Raw genomic sequence first — 14,663 nt, forward strand, 5'->3', positions numbered from 1 at the left:
CGGGTTCACATCAAATCAGAATCAACCCGCCAACCCGACGAACATGTCCTGCACGTCATCATGGTTGTCCAGGCCTTCCAGGAAGGCTTCGACTTCGGCCATCTGCTCATCGCTCAAACCGCTCACCGGGTTCTTCGCGATGTAGCCGAGCTTGGCCGACAGCACGGTGAAACCCTGCTCCGGCAAGGCTTTCTGCACGGCATCCAGGTCGGTGGTCTCGGTGATGAACAAGGTCGTGCCTTCTTCTTCGCCTTCCTCGAAATCCTGGGCACCGGCCTCAATCGCGGCCATTTCCGGATCGGCTTCCGGGCTGTCCGGCGAGGCTTCGATCAGGCCCACATGGTTGAAGTCCCAGGCCACGGAGCCGGAAGCGCCGAGTTGGCCCTTGCGGAACGCCACGCGGATTTCCGCCACGGTGCGGTTGATGTTGTCGGTCACGCATTCAACGATCAGCGGCACCTGGTGCGGGGCAAAACCTTCGTAGGTTACGCGGTGGTATTGCACGGTCTCACCGAGCAGACCGGCGCCTTTCTTGATCGCGCGTTCCAGGGTTTCCTTGGGCATCGAGGCCTTTTTGGCCTGCTCCACCACCAGGCGCAAGTGTGCGTTGGTGGCGGTGTCGGCACCGTTGCGGGCGGCAATGGTGATCTCTTTCACCAGCTTGCCGAAGATCTTGCCCTTGGCATTGGATGCCGCTTCTTTATGTTTGACTTTCCACTGTGCGCCCATGACTCACTCTCTTCTGTCCATCGCGCCGAAACGTCTACTGGCCGGCGCTTTGGGGGCAGAGTTTATAGCGCTGAAACACTCTAATCCACCAAAAAACCGGCCATGCCCCTCAGGTCCGCAAGGGATTGATGGCGCGTTCACGGTCGGGCACGAAGTCACCCACCTGCGCCAGCACCGCCGGCCTGGCGTTCCAGTACGGCATCAACACCAGGGAGGAAAACAGCGCGGCACCGGCAAACACGATAAACACCGTGACGGTGTCGAAGTAGCCCGGCAGCAAGCCGCCAAGGATCGCCCCCACCGAACCGCAGCCGTTGACGAACCCCGCCGCCGTCGCGCCGGCCTTGGCGGTGCCGAAGTCGATGGCGGCGGTGCTGCTGATCATCGAGTCCGGCCCGTACAGGGTCAGGCCCATCACAAACAGCAGCGCCATCACCAGCGCCACACTGCCGGTGTGCAAGGCGCCCATGAACAACGCCAGGGCCACGGTCAGCGCCAGCAGGCTGAGGACACAGGCCGGCATGCGCCGGGCGCCGAACAGTTTGTCGGACGCCATGCCGATCATGATCGGCCCCAGCAACCCCGCCAGCTCGAACGCCGTCGGCACAATCGCCGCGCCGACCTTGCCCACCGACGGCATCTGCTCATACACAATCACCGGCCCCCACAACAGGATCGCGTAACGCGCCGGTTTCAACAGAAAGTACGCCAGCCCCAGGGTCAACACAGTACGGTTGCGCAAGATGGCCCGCAGCGGCTCCAGCACACTGGCGTTCTTCTCGGCGGCAGTCTGTTCCGGTTCCGGTTCCACTGCCGGTAACCCCACATCCTGTGGCGTGTTGCGCTGGAAAATGAAAAACAGCACCGCGACCACGAAGACCACAGCCGCACTGGAGATAAATGCCGCATGCCAGGTGCCGATCAGCGTATACGCCCACCATCCGGCAAACGGCGACGCCACCAGGCCACCAAAGGCGTAGCACGAGCTCCATAAACCCAGCACCCGGCCACGCTGCTGCGCCGGGAAGAAACTGCCAAGGTTCTTGCACAGCCCGGACCAGCCGGTGGACTGGGCCAGGCCCTGGATCAACATGCACGTGACAAAGATCGGTAACGTGGCAAACGTGCCCATCACCAGGGCGGCGGCGGCTGAAATCACCAACCCGCCGAGTACCACCACACGCGGCCCGAAACGGTCGGCGAGCATGCCCCAGGTGAATTGGCCAACGGCGTAGGCCGCCAGGTAGATGCCATCCAGGTTGGCCATCATCATCTTGTCCAGCGGGAAACTCGGGTCGTCGACGATCCCCAGCTTGGCCACCGAAAAAGCCTTGCGGGTGAAATAGAAGGCCGCGTACGCCAGCCAGGTGATGGCGAAAATCTGCACGCGCCAACGCTTGATGTGACTCAAGGGAGTATTCATGGTGGTTCTGACCTCGGGTGTGAGTGTGCCGGCAGAATGAAAAGCAAACGCCTGTATTTTTATTGTTGAGCACTGCAGTACCGGCGCTTGGAGGGGCGCGGTATTGGTCAGATGAGTCCCGCTGGTGAGCACGCAGAAGACCCATGGCCGCCGAAGGTGTAGGACTCGACCTACGGCGACTGGGGCTATCAAAGCAATGGCTGACTAATAGGTAAAATCGATTTATCGTATTTCAAATATAAGCTGAGCTTGTAAGAGGATTCGCGATGTCGGTGTCTCACGCGCAACTCAAAGCCTTCCATGCGGTGGCCGTACACGGCAGTTTTACCCACGCCGCCGAACGCTTGTTCCTCAGCCAGCCGGCCATTTCCGACCAGGTGCGCAAGCTTGAGGAACGTTTCGGCGTGCTGCTGTTTCATCGCAACAAACGTTCGGTGCGCTTGACCGACCTCGGCGAGCGCCTGTTGAGCATCACCCAGCGTCTGTTTGCCGTCGCGGCGGAAGCCGAAGAGCTGTTGCAGGATTCCCGCGCCTTGCAAACCGGCACCCTGACACTCGCGGTGGACGCCCCGGTGCATGTGCTGCCGCAGATTGCGCGCTTCTGCCAGTTGTACCCGGGCATCAGCGTGAAGATCGAAACCGGCAACACCGATGAATCACTGTTTCGCCTGTACAACTACCAGGCCGACCTCGCGCTGCTGGGGCGCGATGTGGACGACGAGCGGCTGCTGTCACTGCCGCTGCCCGATGACCAATTGCTCGCGTTTGTCGCCCGCAACCACCCGTGGGCGGGCCGCGAGTCGATCTGCCTGGCGGACCTGGACGATACGCCGCTGGTGTTGCGGGAAATCGGCTCGGTGACCCGCCAGACCCTGGAGCAGGAAATGCACCAGGCCGGGCTGCGCATTCGCCCGGCGATCCAGGTGGAAGGCCGCGAAGCCGCGCGGGAGGCGGTGGTGGTGGGGATTGGCGTGGGCGTGGTGTCGGCTGCGGAGTTTGGCGCAGATTCGCGGGTGTATGCGATGCCGATCCGTGACTGTACGCAGCGGATGAAGGAAACACTGGTGTGCTTGAAGGAGCAGAGTTCGCGGCGGGTGGTGGCGACGTTTCTGGAGATTGTGCGGGAAAGTTTGCGGTGAAGTTGAGGGCCCCTTCGCGAGCAAGCCCGCTCCCACAGTTGACCGAGTTCTACCGATGGAACGCGGTCGAATGTGGGAGCGGGCTTGCTCGCGAAGGGGCCAACTAGATCTCAAGCCAACACCCTCTAAGGCGCCAACTCGAAAAACGCCTGAATCAACCGCAACTCCCGCCGCCGCTCCATGCACCCGATCACATGCCGGTTCACCAGCCCCTCGCCCTGGATCGGAATCGCGTGCACCCGCGGATCCCGGCTGACTTCCATCGACGACACCACCCCAACCCCCAACTCGGCCGCCACCGCTTCCGTCACCGCCTCACGGCTGTCCAGTTCCAGCAACACCCGGGGCTGCACGCCGGCCTGGGCGCAGGCATCGTCAAAGGTCCGCCGCGTGATCGAGCTGGGTTCACGCAACACCATGATCACCTGATCCAATTGCTCCAGCCGAATCCCCGCAGGCTCCGCCAGCCACGGATGCCCCGCAGGCACCAACGCGCAAATCCGTGACTCGATCAACGGCTGCAAGTGCAGGCCCTTGCGCGGCTCCACCTCGGTCAACACCGCCACGTCAGCCCGCTCCGACAACAGCGCCGCGAGGGTTTCCTGCGCATTGCCCAGGCGCAAATTGACAGTAATCCCCGGATACCGCTGCCGTAGGCTGGCCAGCATCGGCATGACCATGTGCGGCCCGTCCGCCGCCACTTCCAGGCGCCCGGTAAGTAATTGCCGGTTGGCCTCCAGCAACGTCTGCGCCTCTTCCACCAGGCCGAAGATCGCCCGGGTGATCGCCGCGAGTTTGGTGCCCTCCTCGGTCAACTCCACCCGCCGCGCGGTACGCCGCAGCAGCGCGATCTGGTAGTGCTCCTCCAGCGCCTTGATATGCCCGGTCACCGCCGGCTGGCTGATGAACAGGCGCTCGGCCGCCCGGGTAAAACTGCCCTCGCGGGCCACCGCATCAAACGCACGCAGTTGAAACAGGTTCATAGCTATCGGCCTCACTGATAGCTCGCATAACAACAAACAATTTGATTGATGACAAGCCAAACTGCAATTTAGGCGCCGTAACTTCATCCCAATGTTTTGCGAGGACACACGAATGAGCACTGCCGCGCCGATCCTGCTGACCCCGGGGCCCTTGACCACCTCGGCCCGCACCCGCCAGGCCATGATGGTCGACTGGGGTTCATGGGATGACCGCTTCAATCAACTGACCGCCAGTCTTTGCGAGCAACTGCTGGTGATCGTCAACGGCACCGCCAGCCACCATTGCGTGCCATTGCAAGGCAGCGGCACCTTTGCCGTGGAAGCGGCCATCGGCACCCTCGTGCCACGGGACGGCAAGGTGCTGGTGCTGATCAACGGCGCCTACGGCAAGCGCCTGGCGAAGATTTGCGAAGTGCTCGGCCGCGAGTTCAGTACCTTTGAAACTGCCGAGGACGAACCCACCACCGCCGCCGACGTCGACCGCCTGTTGCACGCCGACAGGGGCATCACCCACGTCGCACTGATCCATTGCGAAACCAGCACCGGGATTCTCAACCCGTTGCCCGAGATCGCCCAGGTCATCGCCCGCCACGGCAAGCGCCTGATTATCGACGCCATGAGCTCCTTCGGCGCGCTGCCGATCGACGCCCGCGAGGTGCCGTTCGACGCGCTGATCGCCGCCTCCGGCAAGTGCCTGGAAGGCGTACCGGGGATGGGTTTTGTGTTCGCTGAAAAGCAGGCGCTGGCTGCAGCCCAAGGCAACTGCCACTCCCTGGCGATGGACCTTTTCGACCAGCACAGCTACATGGCCAAGACCGGCCAATGGCGCTTCACACCGCCGACCCACGTGGTGGCGGCGCTGCACGAAGCGCTGCTGCAATACAAAGAAGAAGGCGGCCTGCCCGCCCGGCACCAGCGCTACGCCGACAACTGCCAGGCATTGCTGGACGGCATGGCCGAACTGGGCCTGCGCAGCTTCCTGCCCGCCGCGATCCAGGCGCCGATCATCGTTACCTTCCACGCGCCGAAAGATCCGCGCTACCAGTTCAAGGAGTTCTACGAACGGGTCAAGGCCAAGGGCTTCATCCTTTATCCCGGCAAATTGACCCAGGTGGAAACCTTCCGCGTAGGCTGCATCGGCCATGTGAACCAGGCCGAGATGCAAGCCGCGGTCGCGGCGGTAGCCGAGGTGCTGCAAGAAATGAACGTGCTCGACATCTGACTGCCCACTACTCACAGGATCTGAACCATGAACTACGCAAACCCAACCCAGCTTCAAGCCGCGATCCTCGACTGGGCCGGCACCGTGGTCGATTTCGGCTCGTTCGCGCCCACGCAGATATTTGTCGAAGCCTTCGCCGAGTTCGACGTGCAGGTCTCCATCGAGGAAGCCCGTGGCCCGATGGGCATGGGCAAGTGGGACCACATCCGCACCCTGTGCGACCAGCCGCAGGTGGCCGAGCGTTACCGCAAGGCCTTCGGCCGCACACCGACTGACGATGATGTGACCGCCATCTACCAGCGCTTCATGCCGCTGCAGATCGAGAAGATCGCCGAGCACTCGGCATTGATCCCCGGTGCCCTGGACACTATCGCCAACCTGCGCCAGCAAGGGATCAAGATCGGTTCGTGCTCCGGCTACCCCAAGCAGGTGATGGACAAGGTTGTCGAACTGGCTGCCACCAATGGCTATATCGCCGACCACGTGGTCGCCACCGACGAAGTACCCAACGGCCGACCATGGCCGGCCCAGGCCCTGGCCAACGTGATCGCCCTCGGGATCGATGACGTAGCGGCCTGCGTGAAGATCGACGACACCGTGCCGGGCATCCTCGAAGGCCGTCGCGCGGGGATGTGGACCGTGGCGCTGACCTGCTCGGGCAACGCCCTGGGCCTGACCTACGAGCAGTTCCGCGCCCTCGACGCCGGCACACTCGCCAGCGAACGCACGCGTATCCAGGCCATGTTCGAAGGCTCGCGCCCACACTACATGATCGACACCATCACCGACCTGCCTGCGGTGATCGCCGACATCAACCAGCGCCTGGCACGGGGTGAAATGCCGCAGGGCAACTGATCGAGATCAAAAGATCGCCTATACACCCTCCTCTCACGGGCAAACCTCGTAAAACAGGCTTACATTGAAAGGACTCCGTCGCAAAGAACGGAGGTTTGCCCTGATGAGTGAGGAAGAAAGCGATGCCCTGGAAAAATTCCGATACGCGTTACAGCACCATGTCGATTGCGTTGCACTGGCTGATGGTGGTGCTGCTGGCGGTGGTCTACGCCTGCATTGAGTTACGCGGGCAGTTTCCCAAAGGCAGCGGCGCACGTACGTTGATCGTGGAAATGCACTTCATGTTCGGCCTGACGGTGTTTGTGCTGGTGTGGCTACGGTTGTTCGCCCGCAGCCTGGGCGTGGCACCGAAGATCGTACCGGCCCCGCCGCAATGGCAAACCCTCCTCGCTACCCTGATGCACATGGCGCTGTACGCCTTGATGATCGGTATGCCCATCGCCGGCTGGCTGATCGTCAGCGCCGAGGGGCATTCGGTGATGTTCTACGGCATCGAGTTGCCGCCGCTGATTGCCGAAAACAAGGCGTTGGCCAAGGAAATTGAAAGCTGGCACGTGCTGTTCGGCAAGATCGGCTACTGGCTGATCGGGCTGCATGCGTTGGCCGGGTTGGCCCATCACTATGTGATGCGCGACAACACTGCGTTGCGGATGATGCCCGGCAAGAGAGGGAGCATTCAGTGAGCCCACGGATTGAATGTGGCAGCTGGCTTGTGTGGGAGCTGGCTTGCCTGCGATAGCATCACCTCGGTGCCACTGATACACCGCGGTGTCTGCATCGCAGGCAAGCCAGCTCCTACATTAACCGGGTGCAACAGGGAAACCCCGGCGGCCCTGCAGGCCACCGGTGTGGACGAAGATCAGGCGGGTGCCGGGGGAAAATCTCCCGGCTTCAATCTGTTGTTTCAACGACAATAACGCCTTGCCGGTATACAGCGGCTCCAGCGCCAGGCCACAGGCTTGCACGGTAGCGTCGATAAAGGCCAGCAACTCCGGATCAACCTTGGCAAAGCCGCCCCGGCTGGCCTCCAGCAATTCATAACCCTGCTGCACAAGCGCCTGCACCTGTTGCGCCACCCCGTGGTCGTCGGGCACCGCCAGGGCGCCATATACCGGATGCGCGCCCGCCTCCGCCAGCACCAATCCCGCCAATGTAGTACCGGTGCCTGCCGCCAGCCACCAACCGTGATAGTCCGTCCAGCCCAGGCCGTTTAATTGCGCCTGCGCCTGATTCACCAAAACCCCGCAACCCAACGCGCCCGCCAGGCCCCCGCCGCCTTCAGGTACCGGGTGCAGGTGCGGATACTGCTCGCGCCAGGGCAGCCAGAAGTCCGGCTCGTTGCGCGCGCGATAGCCGCCATACCCCAGCCAATGCAGTTGCATGCCGAAGGCCTTGAGGTCGAGCACCGTGGGAGTGTCTTGCGGATGGCCACGCAACAACCCAACGGTAGGAAAGCCGAAGCGTTTCCCGGCCGCCGCCAGTGCATGCAGGTGATTGGAGTAAGCGCCGCCCAGGCTGATGATCCCGCTGGCGCCCGCCGCCCGGCCTTGCGCCAGGTGCTCGGTGAGCTTGAACCACTTGTTGCCGCTGATCAGCGGGTCGATGCGATCCAGGCGCAGCACGGCGACTTCCACCGGCCCCATCCAGTCAAGCTTCAGGGGTTCAAGGGGCGCGTGGGGGAGCCAGTCGAAAGGACCCATGAGGGCGGTTCTGCACAAGAAAAGGGGCGGTAGTCTACCACCGCCCCTTTTACGTGTTTACAGCTCGGCCGCCAGGCGCGAACCCTGGTTGATGGCGCGCTTGGCATCCAGCTCGGCCGCCACGTCCGCACCGCCGATCAGGTGCACGTTCTGCCCGGCCGCCACCAGGCCATCCTGCAATTCCCGCAGCGGGTCCTGCCCGGCGCAGATCACGATGTTGTCCACCGCCAGCACCTTCGGTTCACCCTCGGCGCCGATGCGGATGTGCAGGCCCTCATCGTCGATCTTCAGGTACTCGACGCTGTTGAGCATCTGCACCTGCTTGTTCTTCAAGCCGGTGCGGTGGATCCAGCCGGTGGTCTTGCCCAGGCCGTCACCGACCTTGGAGGTCTTGCGCTGCAACAGGAACACTTCACGCGCCGGCGCATGGCGCTCGGGCTTGATCCCGGCCACACCGCCGCGGGCTTCCAGGTGGGTGTCGATGCCCCACTCTTTCCAGAACGCCTCGCGGTCCAGGCTGGTGGACACGCCCTGGTGCACGAGGAATTCCGAGACGTCAAAACCGATACCGCCGGCACCGATCACCGCCACGCGATGGCCCACCGGCTTACGCTCCAGGATCACGTCGAGGTAGCTTAATACCTTGGCGTTTTCAACACCGGGAATCGCCGGAATACGCGGCGCGATGCCGGTCGCGAGGATGATCTCGTCATAACCGCCCGCAACAAGCTGCTCAACGTCGACCCGGGTGTTCAGGCACAGTTCGACGTGAGTGGTCTGCAACTTGCGCTTGAAGTAGCGCAGGGTCTCGAAGAACTCTTCCTTGCCCGGCACACGCTTGGCGATGTTGAACTGGCCGCCGATCTCGCTGGCCGAATCGAACAGCGTCACCTGATGCCCACGCTCGGCGGCGACGGTGGCGGCCGCCAGGCCCGCAGGACCGGCACCGACCACGGCGATTTTCTTGATCTGCTTGACCGGCAGGTAGTTGAGCTCGGTCTCGTAGCACGCACGCGGGTTGACCAGGCAGGTGGTCAGCTTGCCGCCGAAGGTGTGGTCCAGGCAGGCCTGGTTGCAGCCGATGCAGGTGTTGATCTCATCGGCGCGGCCTTCGGCAGCCTTGTTGACGAAGTCCGGGTCGGCGAGGAATGGGCGAGCCATCGAGACCATGTCGGCATCGCCTTCGGCCAAAATCTGCTCGGCGATTTCCGGGGTGTTGATCCGGTTGGTGGTGATCAATGGAATCTGCACCGCACCGCGCAACTTCGCGGTGACCTTGCTGAACGCGCCACGCGGCACCTTGGTGGCGATGGTCGGGATCCGCGCTTCGTGCCAGCCGATGCCGGTGTTGATGATGGTTGCACCGGCCTGCTCGATGGCCTTGGCCAACTGCACGATTTCTTCCCAGGTGCTGCCGCCTTCCACCAGGTCGAGCATCGACAGGCGGAAGATGATGATGAAATTCGGGCCTACGGCTTCGCGCACCCGGCGCACGATTTCCACCGGCAGACGCATGCGGTTTTCGTAGCTGCCACCCCAACGGTCGGTGCGGTGGTTGGTGTGGGCGGCGAGGAACTGGTTGATGAAGTAGCCTTCCGAACCCATGATTTCCACGCCGTCGTACTCGGCGACCTGGGCCAGCACCGAGCAGGTGACGAAATCATTGATCTGTTTTTCGATGCCTTCTTCGTCCAGCTCTTTGGGCTTGAACGGGTTGATCGGCGCCTGGATTGCGCTCGGTGCCACCTGCTTCGGGCTGTAGGCATAACGCCCGGCGTGGAGGATCTGCATGCAGATCTTGCCGCCCGCCTCGTGCACCGCCCGGGTGACGATCTTGTGCTTCTGCGCTTCTTCGTCGGTGGTCAGCTTGGCCGCACCGCCATACACCCCACCTTCATCGTTGGGGCCAATGCCGCCGGTGACCATCAGGCCCACGCCGCCACGGGCACGTTCGGCAAAATAGGCCGCCATGCGCTCGAAGCCACCGGGTTTTTCTTCAAGGCCGGTGTGCATCGAGCCCATCAGGGTGCGGTTGCGCAGGGTGGTAAAACCCAGGTCCAACGGGGCCAGCAAGTGCGGGTAGGCAGCAGCGGTCATGGTACAGCTCCACAACGGATCATCACGGGACGTGGAGCGCTCGAATGGCACTCCATCGGTTTATGTCCCACAGACTAAGAGTCCGCCGGCTGGCGCTCAATGACCGTAAGTGACAACTTAATGATCAAAGTGCGCAGCAGAAAGCATGGCAGCGGTAATTTTCTCCTGTTTCTGCCCCTGCCCGATCATCCAGCGTTGAAACCCACGGCACTGCTGTTTGTGCAGGGTATTGGGGTGCCAACTCAGGTAGTACGGCGCCGCCAGCGGCACGGCGAACCGCCAGGGAATCACCAGCCGACCGGCGCGCAGGTCCCCGGCGATCATTGAGAACTGCGCCAGCACGATGCCTTGCCGGTCGATGGCCGCCTGGATCGCGGTAATCGATGATGAGTAATTGCGGCGGATCACGATGGGCTGGCCGGTTTGCCCTTCCAGCTCGCTGAACCATTGGGTCCACGAAGGCGGCGAATCGAATTTGGGCCGCGAGTCGATGCCGATCAGGCGGTAATCGAGCAAGTCCCGCGCGCACGCAACCCGTTCCAGCAACTGCGGTGAACAGGTGGGCACCACACAATCGCGGAACAGCGGCACGCTATGCCCGGCATGCTCGGGGTGCTCGCCATAACCGATGCGAAAGTCGGCACTTTCCTCCCCCGATGCATCATCGAGGGTGCTGTCGAGGTAGATGTCCAGGTCGGTTTCGTCCTGCCCCCACTCGTCGATCAGCGGCGACAGCCATTTGGTCATCAGCGAAGGCAGGCAACTGATATACAGGTTGTTGGGATTCTTCGCCCGCTCGGCCTCGGCCACCGCCAGCCTGAGTTCTTCGAACGCCGCGGTGCAGCGGGCGTGCAGGCGTTCGCCGACGCTGTTCAAGCGCAGGCGCTGGCCGTCCTTGAGCGTCATCTTCATGCCCAGGGCATCTTCGAGCAGTTTCATTTGCTGGCTGACAGCGCCCACCGAGATCCCCAGGCGAATCGCCGCCTGGGACATACCGGCGCAGTGGCCCACCACTTCAAACACTTGCAACGCGCGCAACGGCGGTAAACGGCTCATGGGGGAATCTCGCGACTTCAGCAGTTTAGATTTTCTACTAAAAGTAACAGAAAACCCCATATTTTCTTCAACTAGTGCAACCCGTAGAGTGAAACCACTTCCCACCCCATTGCGTTACGCCCTGCTGGAGTCGCTGATGAAAACCCTGCCTGAACAAATTACCCATGTCGTGTTAGGCGACAGAGAACCCAGCATCGAAGAGTTCGTGGCGATCGCCCGCTATTCGGCCACTGTTTCGTTTGCCGACAGTTACAAGAACCGGGTTAAAAAGTCCCGTGGGTTGATCGAGCGATTCCTCGATGAAAACCGTTTGGTGTACGGCGTGACCACCGGTTTTGGCGACAACGTGCGGCATGTGATCTCGCCGGAAAACGCCAAGGAACTGCAAGTCAACATCGTGCGTTCCCACGCTGTTTCCGTCGGCGAACCGCTGGTGCGTGAACAGGTGCGGGCGATCCAGTTGATGGTGTTGATCAGCCTGGGCAAAGGCTACTCCGGGGTGCGCCTGGAACTGCTGGAACTGATCGCCGGCCTGCTCAACCACGACGTGGTGCCCTTTGCGCCGGGCGAAGGCTCGGTGGGTTACCTCGCGGTAGAAGGCCACCTGGCCCTGGTGCTGCTCGGCGAAGGCCGCGCCAGCGTCAAGGGCGGTGCACTGGTGGATGGCGCAACCGCCCTGCAACAGGTCGGCCTGCAACCGACCGACCTGCAGTGCAAGGAAGGCCTGGCGATGTTGAACGGCACCACGTCGGTGACCGCCATCGCCACACTGGCGCTGTACAACGCGATGCAGGCTGCCGACCTGGCGGACGTGGCGGCGGCCATGTCGCTGGAGGCGCTCAAGGGCACCATCCGCGCGTTCGACCCGCGCTACCACTCGATCAAGGCTCACCCCGCACAGGCCGCAACCGCCGCCAACATCAAGGCTATCCTGCGCGACAGCCAGCTCATCGCAGACAACATCGATTACCGCCTGCAGGACGTCTACAGCCTGCGTGCCATCCCCCAAGTGCATGGTGCTTCCCGGCAGTTCATCAACTACGCGCGGGAAACCATCGAACGCGAAATCAATTCTTCGGGCGACAACCCGGTGATTTTCCCGCTGGACGACGGTGACGGTATCGCGATTTCCGGCGCCAACTTCGACGGCACCTACATCGGGATTGCAGCCGACACACTGTGTGTGGCGCTGACCAACCTGGCGAAAATTTCCGAGCGCCGGACCGACCGCATGATCAACTCGCACTTCAGCGAAATGCCGGCCTTCCTGGTGCGCAACCCGGGCCTGAACAGCGGCTACATGATCGTCCAGTACACCGCCGCCGGGCTGTACGCCGAAATGAAAACCCTGTCGATGCCATCGTCGATCGACAGCGTCTCTACCTGCGGCAACCAGGAAGACCCGGTCAGCCTGGCCTACAACGCGGTGATCAAGGCCTACAAAGTCTCGCAAAAACTCCAGTCGGTGGTGGCCATCGAAGTGCTGGTCGCGTGCCAGGCCCTGGATTTCCACGATGTGAACAAGGCATCGACCGCGACCAAGGCGGTCTATGACCTGGTGCGCAGTGAAGTGCCGGTGGCGGATAACGACCGCGCGTTTTACGCTGACATGGCCAGTGTGATTGACCAGGTGCGCAGCGGGAAAATCAACGACCTGGTGGCCCATCACCTGAACTGACAACCACGCCGTCAAACGGCCTGCCCTCCTTTTCGGACGGCGGGCCTTTGCCATTTTTGGCGCAGACAAAGCGATACCCGGGGACTTTGCGAATGCTTCAACCCAAAGACGTTCTACACCTGCTCGATACCTGCTCCATTGCCTATGAATACGTGGAACACAGCGCCGTGCGCACCTGCGAAGAAGCCGACAAACTGGACATCGGGATCAGCGGGCAGGCGGTCAAGAACATCTTCCTGTGCGATGCCAAAGGCTTGAATCCCACCCTGGTGGTGCTCAAGAGCGAGCAGCGCCTGGACCTGCGTGCACTCTCACAAACCCTCGGCCTCAAGGGCCTGAGATTCGCCTCGCCGCGCCGCCTGATGGAAACCCTGGGCGTGGAGCCGGGAGCGGTGTCATTGCTGGGGTTGTGCAATGACGTGCAGCGCGCCACCCAGGTTGTGATCGCCGAAGAGGTGTGGAACGGCGACAGGATTCTCTGCCATCCGCTGGTGAATACCGCGACCCTGTCGATCGCAGTCCGCGATATGGCGCGACTGCTTGAGCACCTGGGATTCACGCCAATACTCACCGCGAACCCTGCCCCCACGCCTGACACCTGACAGCGCACGGGTGGGTGCAAAACGCTACCTATCGACCCAAAACAGGGCGAAAAAACCGCGCGCATTTTCTAACCATGTTTAATTTACTTTAAAATCAACAGGTTATTTATTTGTAAAAGCTGGCAAATATTTTGCAATGACATGTATGTACATGTGGAGTCATGTGCAGACTGGAGAGCGAATCGGCCAGTCCCCAAACCTGTATGCGTTCGAGAAAAAAGTCCTAAGCCCACATCAAAACATTGGTAGGAAATAGAAATGACCGCTAAAAAATCGAATTGGTTAGGCTCTGTTGCTGTAGCGACCCTAGTGATGGCAAGTGCTTCCGGACTGCAGGCAAAGGACTGGACGTCCGTGAACATCGCGACCGAGGGCGCGTACGAGCCCTGGAACCTGACATTGCCAGGCGGGAAGATCAGTGGTTTCGAGCCTGAGCTGATGGACTACCTGTGCGCCAAGATGAAGCTGCAGTGCAAGATCACCGTGCAGAACTGGGATGGCATGATTGCCAGTCTCAACGCAGGGAAGTTTGATGTGTTGATGGATGCGATCGTTATCACTGACGACCGTAAGCAGGTCATGGATTTTTCGATTCCCTACGCGCAGACGCCGGCCAACTTTGTCGCGCAGGATGCGGCGTTGCTGCCGGGTAAAACCGGGGCGGCGAATGCGATTACGCTGAGTGCTGATCCGAAGGCGATTCACGATGCGATCGAGCCGTTGCGTCAGGCGCTGAAGGGTAAAACCATCGGGATCGCTTCAGGCATCATTTACACCAAGTTCATTGATGAGAACTTCAAGGACGTGGCGACGATTCGTGAGTACAACACGTCGGCCGATGCGATTCTTGATCTGCAATCGGGCCGTATTGACGCGATTTTTGATGACGTTACGTTCCTTGATTCGATCATGTCCAAGCCTGAGAACAAGGGGCTGGCGTATACCGGGCCGCAGATCAAAGGCCCTATCTGGGGTGATGGCGAGGGCCTGGGTTTTCGCAAGAGCGATCCGGAGTTGAAGGCCAAGTTTGATGCGGCGTTGAAAGAAGCGATTGCTGATGGGACTGTTAAGAAACTCAGCGAAAAATGGTTCAAGGTGGATTTGACGCCTAAGTCCTGAGGCGTTCCTGGTTGGGGTGGGGGCATATCCGTTATTTGGGTGATGGCTGAGATTGGTTCC

At 61.4% G+C, this 14,663-nt stretch carries 13 protein-coding genes; 7 read left to right on the forward strand and 6 right to left on the reverse strand.

The genetic code is table 11. The features are described 5' to 3' along the window. Positions 1 to 21: 21 nt before the first annotated feature. Positions 22 to 729 carry a YebC/PmpR family DNA-binding transcriptional regulator gene (locus HX807_RS27875; protein WP_003212432.1) on the reverse strand — a complete coding sequence of 236 codons (708 nt, stop codon included), beginning with the start codon at positions 727 to 729 and terminating at the stop codon, positions 22 to 24. A 109-nt stretch (positions 730 to 838) separates the two neighbouring features. Then, a complete protein-coding gene (locus HX807_RS27880) occupies positions 839 to 2,152 on the reverse strand; it encodes an MFS transporter (RefSeq protein ID WP_177029093.1) in 1,314 nt (437 codons plus the stop codon). A 266-nt stretch (positions 2,153 to 2,418) separates the two neighbouring features. On the opposite strand from HX807_RS27880, the gene HX807_RS27885 reads away from it, so the two are divergent. Then, on the forward strand, positions 2,419 to 3,291 hold the full coding sequence (locus HX807_RS27885; protein WP_003212428.1) for a LysR substrate-binding domain-containing protein: 873 nt from the start codon (positions 2,419 to 2,421) through the stop codon (positions 3,289 to 3,291). 125 nt (positions 3,292 to 3,416) lie between these two features. Here the strand turns inward: HX807_RS27885 and HX807_RS27890 are convergent, their stop codons facing one another. After that, positions 3,417 to 4,274 (reverse strand): LysR substrate-binding domain-containing protein, encoded by an 858-nt coding sequence (locus tag HX807_RS27890; RefSeq protein WP_003212427.1) that lies wholly within the window; start codon positions 4,272 to 4,274, stop codon positions 3,417 to 3,419. Between the two features lie 112 nt (positions 4,275 to 4,386). Between HX807_RS27890 and HX807_RS27895 the strand changes: the two genes are divergently transcribed. The 3 genes from HX807_RS27895 to HX807_RS27905 all read left to right on the forward strand — a co-directional run bounded on the left by HX807_RS27895 (position 4,387) and on the right by HX807_RS27905 (position 7,034). After that, positions 4,387 to 5,496 (forward strand): 2-aminoethylphosphonate--pyruvate transaminase, encoded by a 1,110-nt coding sequence (locus HX807_RS27895; RefSeq protein ID WP_177051772.1) that lies wholly within the window; start codon positions 4,387 to 4,389, stop codon positions 5,494 to 5,496. Positions 5,497 to 5,523: 27 nt separating this feature from the next. Beyond that, entirely contained in the window at positions 5,524 to 6,351 is an 828-nt protein-coding gene (phnX, locus tag HX807_RS27900; RefSeq protein ID WP_003212423.1) for a phosphonoacetaldehyde hydrolase, read from the forward strand. Positions 6,352 to 6,473: 122 nt separating this feature from the next. Further along, positions 6,474 to 7,034 (forward strand): cytochrome b, encoded by a 561-nt coding sequence (locus tag HX807_RS27905; RefSeq protein ID WP_177051774.1) that lies wholly within the window; start codon positions 6,474 to 6,476, stop codon positions 7,032 to 7,034. 117 nt (positions 7,035 to 7,151) lie between these two features. Here HX807_RS27905 and HX807_RS27910 read toward each other — a convergent pair whose 3' ends face one another. From HX807_RS27910 to HX807_RS27920, 3 genes are all read right to left on the reverse strand, one after another. Next, positions 7,152 to 8,051: a 1-aminocyclopropane-1-carboxylate deaminase/D-cysteine desulfhydrase gene (locus HX807_RS27910; RefSeq protein ID WP_134327004.1), complete on the reverse strand. Its 900-nt coding sequence runs from the start codon at positions 8,049 to 8,051 to the stop codon at positions 7,152 to 7,154. 57 nt (positions 8,052 to 8,108) lie between these two features. Beyond that, positions 8,109 to 10,148, reverse strand: coding sequence for an NADPH-dependent 2,4-dienoyl-CoA reductase (locus HX807_RS27915; protein ID WP_003212416.1), 2,040 nt, complete (start codon positions 10,146 to 10,148; stop codon positions 8,109 to 8,111). A 117-nt stretch (positions 10,149 to 10,265) separates the two neighbouring features. Then, positions 10,266 to 11,204 carry a LysR substrate-binding domain-containing protein gene (locus HX807_RS27920; RefSeq protein WP_177051776.1) on the reverse strand — a complete coding sequence of 313 codons (939 nt, stop codon included), beginning with the start codon at positions 11,202 to 11,204 and terminating at the stop codon, positions 10,266 to 10,268. Positions 11,205 to 11,340: 136 nt separating this feature from the next. On the opposite strand from HX807_RS27920, the gene hutH reads away from it, so the two are divergent. From hutH to HX807_RS27935, 3 genes are all read left to right on the forward strand, one after another. Then, positions 11,341 to 12,882: a histidine ammonia-lyase gene (gene hutH, locus HX807_RS27925; protein ID WP_177051779.1), complete on the forward strand. Its 1,542-nt coding sequence runs from the start codon at positions 11,341 to 11,343 to the stop codon at positions 12,880 to 12,882. Between the two features lie 92 nt (positions 12,883 to 12,974). Continuing rightward, positions 12,975 to 13,484 (forward strand): prolyl-tRNA synthetase associated domain-containing protein, encoded by a 510-nt coding sequence (locus HX807_RS27930; RefSeq protein WP_177051781.1) that lies wholly within the window; start codon positions 12,975 to 12,977, stop codon positions 13,482 to 13,484. Positions 13,485 to 13,838: 354 nt separating this feature from the next. After that, positions 13,839 to 14,603, forward strand: a complete 765-nt coding sequence (locus HX807_RS27935; RefSeq protein ID WP_003212408.1) for a transporter substrate-binding domain-containing protein — start codon at positions 13,839 to 13,841, stop codon at positions 14,601 to 14,603. Positions 14,604 to 14,663: the final 60 nt, after the last annotated feature.

It is taken from the genome of Pseudomonas sp. D8002, from assembly GCF_013385695.1.
Classification (GTDB): Bacteria; Pseudomonadota; Gammaproteobacteria; order Pseudomonadales; family Pseudomonadaceae; genus Aquipseudomonas.